Raw genomic sequence first — 16,949 nt, 5'->3', positions numbered from 1 at the left:
ATGTCATCCGCGCTGCGTCTGTCGATCATCGTGGTGCTTTTGCTTGCAACCACAGCGTTCGGACTGATCGCCTATAGCATGAACCTGCCGAAGGCGCAGACTCCGGTCCCAGTACAGGTGACAGCGGCGCCCCTCGCGCCGGCGGCGCCGGCGACCGCCGGGTACTTTGTCGCGGCACGACCATTGCCGAGAGGGACGTTGGCCCGCGAAGAGGATTTCGCCGTCCGCTCGGTGCCACCGGAGCGCGTTCCCCAAGGGGCTATCCTTGAAAATCCCGAATCCAAGGCCGGACTTCCCGGTTCACTCATCCGCAACTTCGTCGAAGCGGGCAGTCCCGTTACGTTGCAGGATATCCTGCGTCCGCGGGATCGGGGTTTCCTCGCCAGTGTCCTGGCGCCAGACAGCCGCGCCATCAGCATCAAGGTTGACGAGGAGGCCGGTGTCTCCGGCCTCATCAGGCCAGGCGATCACGTCGACGTCGTGTTGACCCAGGTCTTCGAGAAAGTCGATACCGCGCGCCGCGCCCTCAGCGAAACCGTTCTGCGTAATGTTCGAGTCATCGCGATTGATCAGGAGATCGTGCAGGGCGCGCGACCCATCAGCGGGATGGCAGGTAAGCAAACCCAGACCGTGTCACTGGAGCTTACGCAGGTGCAGGTCAAGAAAGTCACTGTCGCAAAGCAGCTCGGGACGCTCTCCTTGGCCGTGCGCGCAGCAGTCGATCAGTGGGACAAGGCAGACACCGGCGCGATGTCGAGCTGTGATGTGTCGCCTGAACTTGCCCGCCAGTATGCAATTTCCGCACAGAGAACGGCAGTGGTCGTTCATTCAGGCGGCGAGGTCAAGCAATACACGGTCAGGAAGCAAGAGGAAGACGCTCTCGTCAGCTGCGACGGTGCATCGGAAACTGTACGCCCGACTGCGACGGCGGCGGGTTACGATAACAGGTTGTCGGAGAAACGGTGATGAACATTGCCATAGCCACCCCGCCTGAAGAATCGACGTCGATCGTCACGCGTAACCGCATCATCGGCTTCGTAAACGATGAGCTCAGCGCCGCGGCGTTGCGCAAGGGGCTCGAGGGCGCCAATCTCTCGATCAGGCGCGGCACGATCCGCAATGCCATACGGATGCTCGAAACCGACACGGATCTGTTCGCGCTGGTGGTAGACATCAGTGGCATCGATGATCCCTTTACTGAACTGGAAAGGCTGGCCGGCGTCTGTCCGCCCGATGTCCGCGTAGCCGTGATCGGCGACAACCGGGAGATCACCTTCTACCGTGAGCTCCTGGAGCTCGGCTTGACCGAGTATCTGCCGCGGCCGCTCACGCGTGATCTGGTGCTGGACAAGCTGCGCCCCAAGCTTCTCGGCGACGTCGCAGCCAACCAGATCGATCGTGGCGGGCACGTGGTCTCGATCTGCGGGGCGCAGGGCGGCGCCGGTGCCACGAGCATCGCGATCAATCTGGCGCTGCAGCTTGCCGAGACAACCAAGGCGAAGGTGGCCCTGCTTGATCTTCATCTGCAGGGCGGCGAAGCCGCCGTGATGCTGGGTGTTCGTCCCGGGCCGGGGCTGCGTATCGCTCTGGAAAATCCGACGCGGGCGGACACACTCTTCCTCGAGCGCGCGGCAATCGAAGTCAATGAAAGGGTTTGCCTGGTCTCGGCCGACGAGGACCTCGATGCGCAGCTCGAAATTACGGAAGCTGGCATACGACACGTGCTGGGTCTGCTGCGTCAACGGTTCAACTACATCGTCGTCGATGTACCCGTCCCATTTCCGCCGTCGATCTATCCCGTGATTGCGCTTTCCCGTCATGTGATGGTGCTGCTCGAATCCGAGGTGACCGGACTTCGCAATGCCCATGCGCTACGCACCGCCGTGATCAACATCGCGGGCAAGGACCGGGTCTTTACCTTGCTCAACCGGGCCGGTCGTCCCGGGGGCCTTCCGAGGGCGGCGGTTGTCAAGGCGTTGGGTGCAGAGCCCGACATCGTCGTTCCCGATCTCGGCAAGGGCATGACCGAGGCGCTCAATCTCGGAATTCCAGCTCTGAAACACGTCAGAAAATTGCGGCGTCACCTGGCACCGATCGTGCGGGAGATCAGCGGTGTCGCTGCCGAGCGGGTTAGCTGGTGGAGGAGGGTGCTCACAGCACATCTGCGATGAAGAAGTTTGGTAGGCGCGAAGACGACGCACCAGCTCACGTATTGGCGGCAGGCGTCCCTGCATCTGCGATAGGCTTGCCGTTGCCGTCGGCCGGCGCGACTGCAGCCGCACCGAACGTGCCGTCACCTGCGCCAAGGCGTGACGAACCTGCGATCCACCAACCCATCATTCCACCTTCGCTGCGTGAACGGGTGATTGAGCAGATCGAACCCGCGGTGGCCGCAACCGTCTCGCGGGAGGTTCTCCGGCGGCAGATTGAAGAGATCATCCATCACATTGCCAACCAGGAACGGCTCGAGCTGTCGGGCCGCGAGCAGCTGCAGCTCGCGGACGAAATTGCCGACGACATGACGGGCTACGGGCCGCTCCGTCCGCTGCTGCTGGACCAGTCGATCAGCGATATCATGGTGAACGGCCCAAGCAATATCTACGTGGAGCGAAGCGGCAGGCTGGAACGAGTTGCGGTGCGTTTCCGCGACAATGATCACATCGCCTCCGTCGCTCAGAAGATTGCCGCGCAGGTCGGTCGGCGCGTCGACGAATCCAGTCCGATGGTGGATTGTCGCCTGCTGGATGGCAGCCGGGTCAACATCATCCTCCCGCCGCTGGCGATCCATAGTCCGTGCATTTCCATCCGGAAATTTCCAAGCCGTCGTTTGGACATCGCCGGATTGATTGAAAACGGCTCGATGACCCCGGCCATCGGACAATTGCTGGAGATCGCGGCCCGCTCGCGGCTCAATGTTCTGGTCTCCGGCGGCACCGGATCCGGCAAGACGACGCTCCTGAACGCGATGAGCCAGTTCATCGATCACACCGAACGTATCGTCACGATCGAGGACGCGGCGGAGCTGCAGCTTCAGCAGCCGCACGTGATCAGCCTGGAGACCCGGCCTCCCAGCCTCGAGGGGACAGGGCAGGTGACACAACGCGATCTGCTGGTGAATGCCCTGCGCATGCGTCCCGACCGGATCGTGGTTGGCGAGGTGCGCAGTTCCGAAGCATTCGACATGCTGCAGGCGATGAACACCGGCCATGATGGTTCGATCTCCACGGTACACGCGAATAGTACCCGGGATGCCCTGACCCGCATCGAAAACATGGTGCAGATGGGACAGGTCAATCTACCGTCGCGCGCCATTCGAAGTCAGATCGTCGCTGCGCTGGATCTCATTGTGCAGGTCGAACGCATGCGGGACGGGCAGCGCCGTATCGTTCAGATCAGCGAGGTGATCGGCCTTGAAGGGGAGGTGATCACCACCAATGACATCGCAGTCTTCGAGTATCAGGAGGAGGATGTGAACGGGCGGATATCGGGCAGCTATAAGTCCAACCTTGCAACTCCGAAGTTCAAGAGCCGGCTTGTCTATTTCGGGCTAGATGGTGCGTGGGCCGAGGCCATGAGGCAAATATGACGCTGGAGTCCGTGATCGTCACTGTTCTGGCGCTCGCGATGTGCGCAGCAGCCATTTCGTTGTGGCTCGACGCTCGGGAAAGACGCATCAATCGCCGGTTGGCGGTTGCTCTGCCAACGTCGCATCCGGCCAACTTGCCATCCATTCGCCGCTTGGAGAGCGGGTCACAGGACCAGTTTCTCAATCGGCTGTCCAACTACAATCCCGATATACCTTACGTGATGCATCCGGCCTATGTGCTGCTCGCAGGTGCATTCGGAGCAGCCGTGATCCTTTATGCGAACAGCCAGCTGGGATATTCCATTGTCTACGTGTCCATTGTCGCCGCAATCGCGGCCCTCATTGTGATACGAGCCCTGTTCGGATGGCAGCAGCGTCGCTTCGCTCTTCAGCTTTTTCGACAGCTGCCTGATGCGATCCAGCTGGTGACGAGTACCGTGCGTTCGGGTCTGCCTGTGCACGAGGCATTTCGTGCCCTCGCGCGCGATATGCCGCAGCCAACGGCCGGGCAGTTTGCCATCGTATGCAGCGAAGTGAATTTGGGAAGACCCCCCGAGGAAGCTATCCAAGCTGTCTATCGGCGAACGCAGGTGGCGGAGTATGCGATCTTTGCGGTGACACTTGCCGTGCAGTTGAAGTCCGGTGGCAGCCTGGCCGAGACCTTGCAGAACCTGGGAGACACTGTCAGGCAACGTGTTGCGCTGGCCGCTCGCGCCAAGGCGCTGGCAGGAGAGGTGATCTTTTCCTCACGAGCGCTGACAGTCTCGCCCTTGATTGCAGGCGGGGTCCTGTACGCAGCCAATCCGCAAACGGTTGATCTGTTGTTCACCGATCCGGTTGGAAACAAGCTGCTGGCTTACGCAGTCCTTTCGGTGCTTGTCGGAGCCCTGGTGATAAGTTGGATGGTCAGAAGGGAAACAGAACTATGACCTCTGGTCTCAGTCTGGTGGCCCTCGCAGTCGTGGCTGCAACCGCGTCCTGCATGTTGATTATCCGCGAAATACACATTCGTACATTGGACGCCCGGGTATCAAACGCCGTGATGGGCGTTGCTGGCCGGTCTGCACCCTTCCAGGATTTGACCGGTTGGTTTTCGTCACTCGGCATGCGGTATCGTCGCTTCTACGCTGAGGAAAATCTGGATCAGCTACGAACCATCCTTCAATCGTCAGGTTTCAATCATCATCGAGCCTTGCCGACCTGGATCGGTGTCAAAGCCGTCAGCATGGCGCTATGCCCGATCATCGCCGGGTGTGTCGCTCAGCTTCTCGGGAAGGCACTGCTGGATGTGATGGTCTTCACACTTATCGGCTTGGCGATCGGGATTCTAGCGCCGCGATTGATACTGGCGGTACTGAAGCGGCGGTTTGATGCCGCCATTCGACTGGGCACGCCGGACATGATCGATTTGCTGGTTGTGTGCAGCGAAGCGGGAATGGGCCTGGAAAGCGGGCTGGCACGCGTCGCGCAAGAAATGCAAGAGACCAATCCCGCTATAGCCCGGGTCATGAGCGGCCTTCTTGATGATCTCCGGATCCTGCCAAGCCGCAGCGACGCATTCGAGAAACTGGGATCTACATCGGATGGGCTTCGCCGATTCGGAATCATGGTCGGCCAAAGCCTGCAATACGGAACGCCGGTGGGGCAGGCTCTGCGGAGTATCGCCGTCGACCTCCGGCGCGAACGCATTACCAAGCTTGAAGAAAGAGCACACAAGTTGGGCGCCAAGCTGACCATTCCGATGGTGTTGTTCCTGCTTCCAGCCATGTTCGTCATTTTGGGTGGAAGTCCCATTCTGCACCTCGTGCGTTCGTTCGCCAGCTTCGGTAAGTAGCCATGAGCACGATCGCCCTTCCGAAAACGTCCTCTTACGACCGGACCATGCAGCTGTTCGGCGGCATGTGGTTCATGTTGCTGGCGCTTGGCGTGGCGATCAAGATCGGATCATCGGCTGATGATCCTTGGCCGTCGCTCCTGTCGAGTGTTTGCCTCGCTGTCTTTTACGTGCTCCTGGCGCTGTTGGTCATCACGCGGCCGCCGGCGAAGGCGCAAGCGAACGGCCGTCTCCCAAGGATAGCGGCGTTCGTCGGCACCTATATGCCCTGGACGATCGCCTTCTTCGGCGAAACCGACAAGGCGTTGCCAAACCTGGCGTCCACCGTGTGCGTGTTGATCGGCATGATCATGATGCTGGTCACCATCCGACATCTTGGCAGGTCGTTCAGTCTGGTGCCACAGGCGCGCAACGTGGTGCAAACGGGTCCGTATCGATGGATCAAGCACCCGCTCTACCTTGCGGAAGAAATCGCCGTGTTGGGTGTGGTCCTGAGAAGCCCGACACCGCTGACTGCGGTCCTGCTCGTCTTGCATATCGGCGTTCAGGTTTGCCGGATTTATTACGAAGAGGACCTGCTACGTCGCAACTGCCCGGAATATTCCGGTTACGAAGCATCGCGCTGGAGAGTGATCCCTTACGTTTGGTGAGTTCTGTTCCGGTCGACGACCGGAAGGTGAGTATCGGTCGAGGTCAACTCATGAGCCACAAGAGGTCGTTCGTCGTGGATCAGCGCGGCGCCGTCGCATTTGAGACATTGATCGTCTACCCGGTTTTGGTGGCGTTCCTGCTCATGCCGCTCGCCGACCTGGCTGCTGCGGGCTTCCAGTTTATCTCCGCATGGAGCGCATTGCGCTCCTTCGGGCAGTATGTGCAGTACGCTAATCCGCTCGCCCCTGACGGCACGGTGAGCTGGAAGACAGGGCTACAGACCACAGTCGCTGGTCATGCGATCAGCAACCTTCAGGTCTTGTGCGGAGACGCAGGGGCCACCTGTTCGCCAGGCAATCTGGCTTCTCCCAAGTACATTACATTCTCGACAACCATCACTTTGGCTCCAATTGTGTGGAGAGGGGTGCTGTGTCCCACCACTTGTACCTACACGCTGCCTTACTCAGAACGCTTCCAGTAGGGGCTTCCATGCGTAGCCTGCTCCGTTCCCAACGAGGCTCCGTCGCGTTCGCAACGGTCATCGCTCTCGTGCCGCTGATCGGAGTAGTCGCACTCGGGGCTGAGGCCGGATCGTGGTACGTCACCCGCCAGCATGCGCAGAACGCCGCCGACTCGGCCGCCTATTCGGGCGCATTGCGGCTTTCATGTACGATGGCGGGTGCGGCCTGCGAAACCCAGACGGTGGATTATCGCGGCAAGGAATTCGCGGCGCAGAATGGGTTTTGCAACTCCAGCCCGAATGACAGCACGCCCTATCCTGGCACCACGTGTGCACCTAGTCTTCCGAGCAGAATATCGCGTGCCGTGCAGATCGATATCGGCAACTACAATGCGGGCACGTTCACAACGCCCGTCGCGGGCACGGGCAACGCCGTTCGCGCCAGGGTCAGCCAGCAACAACCGGCGTACTTGGCGGCAGTGCTGGGTTTGACCACCGTCGACATCCCCGCCCAAGCCATTGCAGTGGTTCAGCAGCCGACCAAGGCCTGCGTCCTGGCGCTTGGACCTGACTTAGGCGCACTCAAGCTTGCTGGTAACCTCAGCAACAACGGAACTGGCTGCGCTCTGATGTCGGATACCAGTGTTCAACTTGCTAGCACTCCAACGTTCACCGGCTCGGGATGGGCAGTTTATGGTGTAAATGGCTGCACCCCCTCAAGCAGCTGCAGCAATGTTGGCGTACCGTACAACTATTTCATGACGTACGCTAACAATCCGCTCAGCAAACTGAACACCGCATCGTTCAATAGCAGGACTGGCAATGCAAGTATGCCATGCACCCTTCAGGCGGATGGGTGGAAGCATTGCGCGCCGAATAGCGCGGGGACCGGAGCTTACGGCAGTTTCACGGTGCAGAACGGCGACAAGTACGTTTTGGACCCTGGAACATATTTCTTCTACAAGGCAAACATAAAGGTCACCGGCGGGCAACTGAAAGGCGCAGGCGTAACCCTCGTCTTGCTCGGAGACTCGCAGCTTACCATCAACGGGGGTACGGTTGATCTCTCCGCACCCGCCACTAACACGTTCTCCTCTGATCTCAATGGCGTCCTGATTGATGATCAGGCTCCGAGCAAGACCAGCAACAAGGTCACCATAAACGGTGGCGGTCTGGTGAGCCTGGGCGGGGCTATCTACTTCCCCAACGTCGACGTTAGCTGGGCCGGTACGACTGCCAGTACGAACACGACCTGTTCGCAAGTGATCGCGAAAACGCTCGACATGAGCGGTGGCGGCTACCTCAGCACGCAAGGCTGTGATCCGGCCACCATCGTATACACCCAGGTTGTCGCTTTGGTGCAATGATGAGAAAGCTCGACAATCGCGGTATGGCGCCGTTTGAATTTATCATGGTGTCCGTGGCGCTTTTCACATTGATGTTCGCCATCTTCGATCTCGGGCGCTATGCCATCACGATGCAATCCTTGCGGACGCTTGCGAGTGCTGGCGCCCGTGCGGTCATGATCAGCTGCTATACGCCTGCCTTGCTTCAAAGCCCGCCGCAGTCGCCGGCCGGCTGCACCGGGGATCCCCTGTCCACCGCTGCCAAGCAGAACGCGGCCCCCTTCCTGTTTTTCGGTGGTCTGACGCCAACGCTGACCGTGGGGGCCAACAGCAACAGCTTGAGCGTTACAGCTTCCCAGGCAAACTTCACGATGCTGATGCCCATATGGGGCGCAGCGCTCAATGCGCCGAGCGCCTCCAACCAAATTCCCTTCTAGCACAAATATGGCAGCACGACTGACATGTTTCGCTCGACAGCTTTTCGTGGACGCGGCGTGCGGACCAAACGCGCGGGGGCGGAATTACTCGGCCAGGCGAATCGCCAAGCGTGCCACCGACTGTCCTTCGATCGCAAGGCCACGACGAGCGCGCGCGCCAAGAGCGGTTGTGCTGCGGGATAGTTCCCCACAACCAGTGAGAATGATGCGCGCTGGCAACATCGAAGGGTTTTCTTTCTGCTTGCGGCGGTGCGGTAAGTATCTCGTCTTGCAAGCTGCCTGCATGAGGGAGGATGATCTTGGAAACACGAAGTAACGAATTGTAGTGGGACAGATTGTAAGCTCTGCGACGTGGTGCGCAGAGGGGAAATGTTGAGGACGTCGGGCACGTAGATTTGCGGGGATCTCCGTGGATCGCAGTGGGGGGACTCGGATGAGTGGCGATCGCGTTTCGGGTAATAGGGCCGGGAGGCTTCTCGCCTTCGGCGTGATGGGTCTGGGCGCGGCGCTCGCCTCCTCTGGGTTCGCTGACCGCGCGGCGGCTGCAGACCGGCGGGGCTCCTCCGGCGGCGTCATCGTTAGCGAGATGAATGACGTCCAGCGGGTCAAGCTCGTCGTCAACAAGTCACGTACCTTCAAGGTCGACACGGCCTTTGCGACGATCGTGGCGGGTTCGTCTGACATCGTCGACGTGAAGTCGCTGAGCGATCATCTCATCTACGTGCAGGGCAAGCAGACCGGCACCACCAACGTCATCCTGTTCGACAGCTCGATGAAGCAGATCGGGATCCTCGACGTCGAGGTCGTGATCGATACCGGCAATCTACAGCAGAACATCCGGACCAGCACCGGCGGGCAGGGTATCCGCGTGTCGGCTTCCGAGGGCCAGGTGGTGCTCAGCGGGGTCGCCGCCGACGCAGTGACGGCCGAGCGGGCCATGGCGATCGCCACAAGCACGGTCGCGAAAGGGGGCGTCGTCGTTAACGCGATGAGCGTCGCGGCGCCGCAACAGGTGATGCTCGAGGTGCGCTTTCTAGAGGTGAGCCGGGAGGCTGGACGCAACCTGGGCGTCAATCTGTACGCGGCGAATGCCAATGGTACCAACGTCGGCAATACCGGTCTTGGTTCAACCACGGCCGTCGGGCGGGCACCCATCGGTGGCGTCAATAGTCTCACTAGGGTACCCACCACCGGCGGCACCAGCAACCTCAGTGCCAGCAGCACTCCTGTTGGCGCCAATCCTGCTGGCAGCCTTCCGATACTCGGAACTCTCGGGACGCTCGCCGGTACTGCAGGAGGCATTGCGCCGGCGCCGTTCGGAAGCTTGTTGACCAGCATTATCAGGACCAGCAGCGGGGGCTCGGTGGACCTGTTGATCTCGGCGCTGGAAACCAAAGGATTGGCACGCCGGCTGGCGGAGCCAAATCTGACCACGCTGTCCGGCGATGCCGCCCGCTTTCTCGCCGGCGGCGAGTTTCCAGTGCCGATACCGACCCAGACGCAGAACGGCTTTCCCACCATCACAATTGACTACAAGAAGTTTGGTGTTGAGCTCGCCTTCGTCCCCACTGTGCTCTCGCGCGGTGTGATCAATCTTCGCGTCGAGCCGTCGGTCAGCGAACTTGATTTCGCCAACGCTGTGACGATCCAGGGGACGACCGTTCCTGCGCTGACCCGCCGCGACGCGCGAACCACGGTTGAGCTGCGCGATGGCCAGAGCTTTGCCATCGCCGGCCTGTTGCAGACCCGCAATCGCCAGGACGTCTCGCAGTTGCCTTGGATCGGCTCGGTGCCGGTGATTGGAAGCCTGTTCAGCAGCAAATCGTATCAGCAGGAGGAAACCGATCTGGTGATCATCGTGACGCCGCGCCTGGTCGCGCCGGCGGCACCCGGTCAGCAACTGGCATCGCCACTCGACTCCCGCCTGCCGGCCAACGACGTCGATTTCTTCCTCAATGGTCAGATGGAAGTCCGCAAGCGGTACAATGACTACGTCAATTCCGGAGGCGAGGTGAAGGGGCCGTATGGCCATATCATCGCGCCTGAAGTCCGGACCCCCGTCGTCGTCCCGGCCGCGAGTGCCGATCAGACGGTCGTCAAAACTCTAAACTAGAGGACGCGCGAGATGACGATCAGGTATCTGGCTCTGTTTGCGCCCTTCCTCCTCGGGGGATGTTACGGCGTCGCCGGTCATGACGAGGTGGACCGCTACTTTCAGCGTTCCGACAGCATCACGATGACCGCCGGCGATGCCAAGCAGGTCAACGCCGTGACCCATACAATTCATCCATGGCCGCGATACGTCGGTGATCGCCGGATCGCATACGACGCTCGACGTGTGGGCTCGGCCGTGACGCGTTACGGCAACCAGCAACAGCCGGTGGATCAGCTTCCCGACATGGGCGATCCGACGAAACTCATGGGCCAGCGGCCTCCGGTCACGCAGAATGTCAACGTAACTGGATTGGGTGCGGGAGCATCGGCGGGAGTATCGGTGCCAGTCGGCGGGGCAGCGGGCAGGTAGCGGCTTCTGGTAAATGAGTTGAGCGACGGGACAGTTGAGTGCAGTGCAGTGCGTCCGCTGGGCCGGGCGGGGGACAAAATTATGCGACGTGCCATTCTACTGCTGACCTGTTGCTGGCTGGCGCCAGGCCTTGCGGCATGTGACTATACCACGAGAGAGGCTGCCATCGTGGCTCCCGTCGAGCCACCGGGTGGGGACCCGGTGCAGGAGCCGACGGACGTCAAGTACTACCCGTCGGACGAGCCTGTGCGGCTGGGCCTGGAGCATTACAATCGCGGCAGTTACGGGCTCTCACAGCGCTATTTCAAGGACGCCGTCGAGAAATCACCCAAGGACGTCACGGCCTGGATTGGTCTCGCAGCGAGCTACGACAAGCTGCGTCGTTTCGACCTGGCCGATCAGGCCTATGCCCAAGCGATCCGGCTGGGAGGCGAAACCGTTCAGATCCTGAATGACCAGGGGTACTCGTACATGCTGCGCGGCAATCTGAGTGCGGCGCGACGGAAGTTCGAGAAGGCTTATTCGCTCGATCCAGGTAATCCGGTCATCGCCAATAACCTCGAGCTCCTCAATGGCAGCCGGCGGTTCATTGAAAGACCACCAAACAACCAGCCTTAAGTGGTCGATCGGCTACTGCGATCGCGGCCAGTTCTCGTCAGTTTGGCCCAATCACAGCATCAGCGTGACGGCTGCCGCTCCGGATGATGACAACAACGCCATTGCGAACGGTAAATCGCGCGCCGAGCAGTTTCCGCACCTTCTCCGTGATCGGAGAGGGAAAGGGAACGGTTTCTCCCACGACGGGTTCGCCGACCTTTATCGTCTCAGTCGCGGGGCCAGCAACTGGTGCAGGCTTGATATAGTCTCGGATAAGCTGAATCTCTTCACGTGACAGGATGAGCGGAGCCTGGTCAGGTTGGGTCTCCGACAGCGGCTTGGGTGTTCCGCTGCTTGCCTTTTCACGTATCTCATTGGTGCTTGCGATCTGATCGAGCCTGGCTACGCGTAGCTTGAGCGCGATGATGTCACGTTGCAGTGTTGCGATCTCCAATTTGCGCGCGTTGACCTGCATGAAGACGATGATCGCGCAAACGCAGCTCACGATGAAGCCGACGCTCAGCAGTGCGATCAGCCAACGCTCGAAGTTTCCCATCGACCCTCCGGTCGTCCGGGGGAGTTGATCGCGCTGGAGATGGCGCCGCCAGATGCGGCGTCCTCGGTCGATCCAATCGGTAGAGCCCGTTACGCCGGTCGCCGCCTGGCCCGACCCAAAATGCGCAGGCGACGAGGTGGCTTCCTCGCGGGCCGGATCGACGAACGACGTCGTGTCGACTTGCTCAAGCTCTGGATTCTCGGGAACGCGATCCGCCGTCGTCAGATGGGCGGCAGGATGGAAGGGATCCATCTGCTTATCGAACCGGCCCATCTCCGCTCTCCATGCAGCCATCTATCAACTTCAGCAGTTCCGCCGACGCGGCTGGAATAGGGTACCCGAGGATTCGATCAATCGAAACGGAAAAGGCTCTAAGCCGCGGAGCCGCTCGAAGGGTAGCTTCAAGAGATAGGGTGCCAACTCGATGCCAGGGTTCACCCGACCACGCGGACGGTAGCCGGTAAAACGAAGCACTATGATCGTGCGACGAATGCTCACTTTCAGTCGGATAAGCCCAGTGGCGCGACCAGTAAGTCATTGATTGTTCTCAACCCGGGGCTGTCTCCTAATCAGCGGGTCCCAGAGCCCTGGTGCGCCCACCACCCCGAGGCGCTGCCGACGCGGGGACCATATGCTGCGAAGATGCAGCCCCGGCACTTTGCCGCGTAACTCGGCGACCACCCTCGCATAGCAAGTACAACCATAAGTGGCGTGGAGCCTGCTCTTGAAAAGCCGGAACGCGGGCGTCGGCCACCAGAAGAGATTCAAATTCGACGGAGAATCGACCAGGATCAACGTCCACTTGCCGCCAGCGGCGCGACACGGCTATGGAGAGGGCCACCGAAAATTGCCTAGGTGACCACGTCCGGCAAGTGGATTGGTGGAATGCCAATCCTTGATTGAAGTTGATTGATACCTTAATACCGTTGCTGACAGGCAACACAGGTGCGGACCGGTGCGGACGATCATTGCTGACGATCACGCGATCATGCGGGAAGGTCTGAAGCAGCTCCTGTCGACCGTGGATGATCTTATTGTCAGTGGAGAGGCGGCGGACGCAGAGGCTGTTCATCGTCTGCTGAACGAAAACTCCGCCGATCTTCTCATCCTTGATCTCGGCATGCCGGGTGTGAGCGGCTTTCAATTCATAGCTCACCTGAGAACCGTTTGGCCGGCGCTGCGGGTTCTTGTCCTCACCGCCAATGTCGAGCCGCGTTCCGTTCGAGCAGCTTTTTCCGCGGGCGCGAGCGGCTATTTGACCAAGAGCGGCGATCCGTCCGAACTCGTTGCTGCGATCGATGCCATCAGAAAAGGCAACCTCTATGTTGCGGAGGAGGTTCGCTTCGCAGTGGACCACGGCCCGAACGAAATCCCGGAGCCGATCGCGGCGATCGTATCTCCAGTTGCGCTGACAAGGCGTGAGCGGCAAATCCTGGCGATGATCCCTCATGGCGCTACCAACCGCGATATCGCCAGCCGTCTCGGCATCAGCCCGCTCACCGCCCGGAAACATCGCGAAAATCTCATGCGGAAGCTTGACCTGCACAATGGCGCTGAGTTGACCGCCTACGCGGTTCGTCTCGGCCTTCCAGCGGGTTAGCGCAACGGCAACTCGCAAACGAAGCCGCCGCACCGGCCGGCGCGCGGAGAGGTCTCGATGCAAGAGGACAAGATACGCGAGGCGCTCGTAGAGCTCCTGTATCGCAATTCCTATGGGGTCGTAGCTTCCAACGTCGTCATCTCCCTAGCGGCAGCGTCCGTGCTGAGGAGCGCGGTGCCGGCGAGCTGGTTGATCGGATGGCTCGGCGCGGTGTATCTGCTCACCGCCATACGCGTCCTGGCGGCGCGCCGGTTCTTCAAGCGGGTTAGAGAGCCGACCTCAGTGTTGCGATGGGCTTGGCTTGCGGCTGCGTTTTCCTGCGTGTCGGGCCTGCTGTGGGGAATGCTCGGTTGGGTTGGCTTCCGTCCCGAGGAGCCCATTCTTTTTTCATTCACTGCTGTTGTCTTGACCGGTCTGATCTGCGGCACGGTTCCGTCGCTCTCGGCCTTTCCGCCTGCTTTGGTCGGCTCGATCGTCGCAACGATGCTGCCATTCACGGTACGCTCGATCACCAATGGAGGCGATATCTCCGGTGCGTATCTCGCCCTGCTCGGCGGGCTTTTGACCATCAATCTCTATTACTGCCGTACGACGTACCGCATGCTGCATGAGAGCATCAGGTTGCGTTTGGAAAATGTCGAGCTCGTTAGCCACCTCCAGGAAGAACGCGACCGCGCACAAGCCGCGGACCGCGCGAAAACGCGTTTCCTCGCGGCCGCCAGTCATGACCTGCGCCAGCCGATCCATGCCTTGAGTCTTCTGATTGCCACGCTGGCGGCGCTGGGCCACCGCGGCGTTGTCCAGTCCGGCGATGCACGCGATCTGGCAGGCAAGGCAAAATCCATCGTCGGAAACCTCAGTGCCCTTCTGAACGGACTGCTCGATATCTCGCGGCTTGACGCCGGCGTCGTCACTGTTGCGAGGGAGGCGGTGAATCTGTCCCAGCTTTTCAACCAGTTCAGCAATGAATTCGCTCCCGAAGCGAAGGATCGCGGCCTGGATTGGCGTGTCGTTGAAAGCCGTCTCCAGGTGGACAGCGATCCCATGATGCTGAAACGGGTCCTGGGCAATCTGCTGTCGAATGCCTTTCGATACACGAGGTCCGGTGGCGTTCTGCTCGGTTGCCGCAGGCGCGGTGCCTCGGTGGAAATCCAAATATGGGATACCGGCCCCGGCATTCCCGCAGATCAGCAAGCGATGATCTTCGAGGAATTCGTGCAGTTGCAGAACCCGGCGAGGGATCGCACCCAAGGCCTTGGCCTTGGCCTCGCCATCGTTCGCCGCACCGCCGCACTGCTGCAACATCCGCTGAAGCTGGTTTCCGTCGTCGATCGCGGTTCGATGTTTTCCGTTACGGTTCCGCAAGCCAGTGCAGTGGCGCCTCCCTTGCCCGATCACAGCGCGCCACCTGCAGATATCGCCATCAGCATCATGGTCGTGGAAGACGAGGGGGATGTTCTCGATGTCATGGTGCGGCTGCTCACGCTGCAGGGCCATCGGGTCTATGCCGGCCGGTCTGCAGCCGAGGTGCAACAGATTCATGCGGAGGCAATGGCGACCGGCGATGCGCCGGTCGATCTGATCGTCACCGACTACCGCCTCGGAGGTGGTGCTACTGGCCAGGACGCAATCGAGGCTCTTTGCGCCTATATCGGCCGCTCCCTGCCTGCCATCATCGTGACCGGCGATACCTCGCCGGCGCGCATCAAGGAAGCCAGCGCCAGCGGTCATCGTATTCTCCACAAGCCGATCGCCGGCGAGCAATTGAATGAAGCGATTGTTGCCGCCTACGTAGATCGCAAGCAATCAATCAAGAGCGGCTGCTAAAAGCACGCGTAGCTTGCTACCAAAATTGGCGATCAACCGGCCACGGTTGAGGTTGTATCTCCGCGCGGACGCCCACCGCGCCACCACCTGTGGCGACAAAGGTCTTTCGGCTTTCCCTTCCAGCCGGGTACGAAATACGACATCTGCCGTATCGCTCGCGGATTGCCCCAGTGATATCCATGTGGATGTCATTGCCGCCGTCGCTGGGTACGGTGCTATTTCGCCCAGCAGCATAATCAATTTCGAGTTTAAAGCATGACGCTCGAATATGAGAAGCAGACGATGTGTCATCAATCGCGCGATTTAGCTCCCTCAATATCTATTTTCGACAGCAGGGTGCGAAGCGTCCTCAAAGATATTCTCGTCTCCCTTCACGTATCGCGGCGCCTTGGAGCGAAACGCGTAATCGGAGAGTACCGGCATTTGCTTGCGAAGGACTGTGCTTCGTTGAATTTTCGGACGCGCACAATGCGTAATCTGAACAGGGGAGTTGCCGATAACCCCCGCGCCCGGCGAGCAGCGCCACCTCTCAAGGCGTGGACAATGGCTGTCCTGATTGGCTTCGGCATTTTGCACGTCGTCGGAGAACGCACGCTGCATCAGGCGCCGAGTATTCGACCGATCGAGCCGGCAACGGCAGCGATCCAAGGCGACTAGATGGATTGGTTGTTTGTCGTTTGAGTGAGCTCGAACGACCCGACGCTGTCCCGCCATCCACGATCACCACCATCTTTAGGAAGCGGTGTCATGTCCGACATAGCGGTTTATCTTGTGCTAAGCGGGGCGGTGTTTGCAGGCGCGTTCGTGTCTGGCCTTTCCGGGTTTGCGTTCTCGGCGGTCGCTGGCGCCATCCTGCTACACGTGTTTCCGCCTATCGAAGCTGTGCCGTTGATGATGGCCTGCAGCATCACCGTGCAAGCCGCCAATCTGTATGCGCTCCGCAAGAGCATGCAATGGCGAACCAGCCTGGTTTTCATCGCTGGTGGACTATTAGGCGTTCCGATTGCGATCTATCTCCTGCAGAACGTGGATACAGGCATTTTCAGATTGGGATTTGGAGCGCTCGTGTCGCTTTACGCGGCATACGCCCTGGTGCGGCCGACGGCTGCCTACTTGCGTCAGATGGAGAGCCAGAGCAGGAACGCGCTGGTGGGGTTTGGCGGCGGCCTTGTCGGCGGGTTGACAGCGATGCCTGGCGCACTTCTTGCGATCTGGTGCGATATCCATGGTCTTCCGAAAACGCAGCAGCGCGGCCTGGTTCAACCCTACATCGGGGTCATGCAACTTTTTGCCCTCGCTCTCATGCTTTCGCACCACAGCCTCTCGTTGAAAGTCTTGATCGATTTTGGCATTTCTCTGCCCGCCTTAGCTGCGGGAACGGCTGCAGGTATCGTCTTGTTCGGTCGAATCAACGAAGCAGCCTTCAAACGTATCATCCTTGGCTTGCTGCTGTTTTCGGGACTTTGCCTTGTGATTTAGCAGGACCTCGTGGGAAGGCATGCGTGCTTCTGCGTGCGCGCCGGTCCGGGCC

General features: G+C 60.2%; 17 protein-coding genes. 16 read left to right on the top strand and 1 reads right to left on the bottom strand.

Going from position 1 to position 16,949, the window contains the following annotated elements; translation table 11 throughout:
- The 12 genes from cpaB (at nucleotide 1) to GGD62_RS34760 (ending at nucleotide 11,456) form a co-directional block, all read left to right on the top strand.
- On the top strand, nucleotides 1-966 hold the full coding sequence (gene cpaB, locus GGD62_RS34815; protein ID WP_018318135.1) for a Flp pilus assembly protein CpaB: 966 nt from the start codon (nucleotides 1-3) through the stop codon (nucleotides 964-966).
- Nucleotides 966-2,171: a pilus assembly protein CpaE gene (locus tag GGD62_RS34810; RefSeq protein ID WP_092253239.1), complete on the top strand. Its 1,206-nt coding sequence runs from the start codon at nucleotides 966-968 to the stop codon at nucleotides 2,169-2,171. The genes cpaB and GGD62_RS34810 overlap by 1 nt, the downstream gene beginning before the upstream one ends.
- Nucleotides 2,168-3,586: a CpaF family protein gene (locus tag GGD62_RS34805; protein ID WP_183235208.1), complete on the top strand. Its 1,419-nt coding sequence runs from the start codon at nucleotides 2,168-2,170 to the stop codon at nucleotides 3,584-3,586. Before GGD62_RS34810 ends, GGD62_RS34805 begins: the two co-directional genes overlap by 4 nt.
- A complete protein-coding gene (locus GGD62_RS34800; protein WP_183235209.1) occupies nucleotides 3,583-4,515 on the top strand; it encodes a type II secretion system F family protein in 933 nt (310 codons plus the stop codon). The genes GGD62_RS34805 and GGD62_RS34800 overlap by 4 nt, the downstream gene beginning before the upstream one ends.
- A complete protein-coding gene (locus GGD62_RS34795; protein WP_183235210.1) occupies nucleotides 4,512-5,420 on the top strand; it encodes a type II secretion system F family protein in 909 nt (302 codons plus the stop codon). The genes GGD62_RS34800 and GGD62_RS34795 overlap by 4 nt, the downstream gene beginning before the upstream one ends.
- Before the next feature lie 2 nt (nucleotides 5,421-5,422).
- Nucleotides 5,423-6,070, top strand: coding sequence for an isoprenylcysteine carboxylmethyltransferase family protein (locus GGD62_RS34790; RefSeq protein ID WP_183712863.1), 648 nt, complete (start codon nucleotides 5,423-5,425; stop codon nucleotides 6,068-6,070).
- Between the two features lie 50 nt (nucleotides 6,071-6,120).
- Nucleotides 6,121-6,552, top strand: a complete 432-nt coding sequence (locus GGD62_RS34785; RefSeq protein WP_049814884.1) for a hypothetical protein — start codon at nucleotides 6,121-6,123, stop codon at nucleotides 6,550-6,552.
- Between the two features lie 8 nt (nucleotides 6,553-6,560).
- A complete protein-coding gene (locus GGD62_RS34780) occupies nucleotides 6,561-7,898 on the top strand; it encodes a TadG family pilus assembly protein (protein ID WP_018318129.1) in 1,338 nt (445 codons plus the stop codon).
- The gene (locus tag GGD62_RS34775; protein ID WP_018318128.1) at nucleotides 7,895-8,314 is read left to right on the top strand and encodes a TadE family protein; all 420 of its coding nucleotides are present in this window, start codon (nucleotides 7,895-7,897) and stop codon (nucleotides 8,312-8,314) included. Before GGD62_RS34780 ends, GGD62_RS34775 begins: the two co-directional genes overlap by 4 nt.
- Nucleotides 8,315-8,747: 433 nt before the next feature.
- A complete protein-coding gene (locus GGD62_RS34770; protein WP_092253231.1) occupies nucleotides 8,748-10,427 on the top strand; it encodes a type II and III secretion system protein family protein in 1,680 nt (559 codons plus the stop codon).
- 12 nt (nucleotides 10,428-10,439) lie between these two features.
- Entirely contained in the window at nucleotides 10,440-10,838 is a 399-nt protein-coding gene (locus tag GGD62_RS34765; RefSeq protein ID WP_092253229.1) for a hypothetical protein, read from the top strand.
- A 168-nt stretch (nucleotides 10,839-11,006) separates the two neighbouring features.
- A complete protein-coding gene (locus GGD62_RS34760) occupies nucleotides 11,007-11,456 on the top strand; it encodes a tetratricopeptide repeat protein (RefSeq protein ID WP_246919628.1) in 450 nt (149 codons plus the stop codon).
- Between the two features lie 37 nt (nucleotides 11,457-11,493).
- Here the strand turns inward: GGD62_RS34760 and GGD62_RS34755 are convergent, their stop codons facing one another.
- Entirely contained in the window at nucleotides 11,494-12,264 is a 771-nt protein-coding gene (locus GGD62_RS34755; protein ID WP_183712860.1) for a hypothetical protein, read from the bottom strand.
- 682 nt (nucleotides 12,265-12,946) lie between these two features.
- Between GGD62_RS34755 and GGD62_RS41760 the strand changes: the two genes are divergently transcribed.
- From GGD62_RS41760 to GGD62_RS34735, 4 genes are all read left to right on the top strand, one after another.
- Nucleotides 12,947-13,591, top strand: coding sequence for a response regulator transcription factor (locus GGD62_RS41760; protein WP_312014321.1), 645 nt, complete (start codon nucleotides 12,947-12,949; stop codon nucleotides 13,589-13,591).
- A 57-nt stretch (nucleotides 13,592-13,648) separates the two neighbouring features.
- Nucleotides 13,649-15,418 carry an ATP-binding protein gene (locus GGD62_RS34745; RefSeq protein ID WP_183712858.1) on the top strand — a complete coding sequence of 590 codons (1,770 nt, stop codon included), beginning with the start codon at nucleotides 13,649-13,651 and terminating at the stop codon, nucleotides 15,416-15,418.
- A 255-nt stretch (nucleotides 15,419-15,673) separates the two neighbouring features.
- Nucleotides 15,674-16,075: a hypothetical protein gene (locus tag GGD62_RS34740; RefSeq protein ID WP_183712855.1), complete on the top strand. Its 402-nt coding sequence runs from the start codon at nucleotides 15,674-15,676 to the stop codon at nucleotides 16,073-16,075.
- A gap of 90 nt (nucleotides 16,076-16,165) precedes the next feature.
- On the top strand, nucleotides 16,166-16,897 hold the full coding sequence (locus tag GGD62_RS34735; RefSeq protein WP_183712852.1) for a sulfite exporter TauE/SafE family protein: 732 nt from the start codon (nucleotides 16,166-16,168) through the stop codon (nucleotides 16,895-16,897).
- Nucleotides 16,898-16,949 lie beyond the last annotated feature (52 nt).

Source organism: Bradyrhizobium sp. ERR14 (genome assembly GCF_014198235.1).
In the GTDB taxonomy this organism is placed as follows: domain Bacteria; phylum Pseudomonadota; class Alphaproteobacteria; order Rhizobiales; family Xanthobacteraceae; genus Bradyrhizobium.
This window is presented reverse-complemented; position numbering and strand designations above follow the sequence as displayed.

What these genes read in the sequence shown, in the direction of transcription:
- GGD62_RS34790 (WP_183712863.1), top strand. Translation starts at nt 5,423, where the DNA reads ATGAGCACGATCGCCCTTCCGAAAACGTCCTCTTACGACCGGACCATG.
- GGD62_RS34785 (WP_049814884.1), top strand. Translation starts at nt 6,121, where the DNA reads ATGAGCCACAAGAGGTCGTTCGTCGTGGATCAGCGCGGCGCCGTCGCA.
- GGD62_RS34805 (WP_183235208.1), top strand. Translation starts at nt 2,168, where the DNA reads ATGAAGAAGTTTGGTAGGCGCGAAGACGACGCACCAGCTCACGTATTG.
- GGD62_RS34740 (WP_183712855.1), top strand. Translation starts at nt 15,674, where the DNA reads ATGACGCTCGAATATGAGAAGCAGACGATGTGTCATCAATCGCGCGAT.
- GGD62_RS34810 (WP_092253239.1), top strand. Translation starts at nt 966, where the DNA reads ATGAACATTGCCATAGCCACCCCGCCTGAAGAATCGACGTCGATCGTC.
- GGD62_RS34745 (WP_183712858.1), top strand. Translation starts at nt 13,649, where the DNA reads ATGCAAGAGGACAAGATACGCGAGGCGCTCGTAGAGCTCCTGTATCGC.
- GGD62_RS34780 (WP_018318129.1), top strand. Translation starts at nt 6,561, where the DNA reads ATGCGTAGCCTGCTCCGTTCCCAACGAGGCTCCGTCGCGTTCGCAACG.
- GGD62_RS34800 (WP_183235209.1), top strand. Translation starts at nt 3,583, where the DNA reads ATGACGCTGGAGTCCGTGATCGTCACTGTTCTGGCGCTCGCGATGTGC.
- GGD62_RS34735 (WP_183712852.1), top strand. Translation starts at nt 16,166, where the DNA reads ATGTCCGACATAGCGGTTTATCTTGTGCTAAGCGGGGCGGTGTTTGCA.
- cpaB (WP_018318135.1), top strand. Translation starts at nt 1, where the DNA reads ATGTCATCCGCGCTGCGTCTGTCGATCATCGTGGTGCTTTTGCTTGCA.
- GGD62_RS34770 (WP_092253231.1), top strand. Translation starts at nt 8,748, where the DNA reads ATGAGTGGCGATCGCGTTTCGGGTAATAGGGCCGGGAGGCTTCTCGCC.
- GGD62_RS34755 (WP_183712860.1), bottom strand. Translation starts at nt 12,264, where the DNA reads ATGGGCCGGTTCGATAAGCAGATGGATCCCTTCCATCCTGCCGCCCAT.
- GGD62_RS34775 (WP_018318128.1), top strand. Translation starts at nt 7,895, where the DNA reads ATGATGAGAAAGCTCGACAATCGCGGTATGGCGCCGTTTGAATTTATC.
- GGD62_RS34795 (WP_183235210.1), top strand. Translation starts at nt 4,512, where the DNA reads ATGACCTCTGGTCTCAGTCTGGTGGCCCTCGCAGTCGTGGCTGCAACC.
- GGD62_RS34765 (WP_092253229.1), top strand. Translation starts at nt 10,440, where the DNA reads ATGACGATCAGGTATCTGGCTCTGTTTGCGCCCTTCCTCCTCGGGGGA.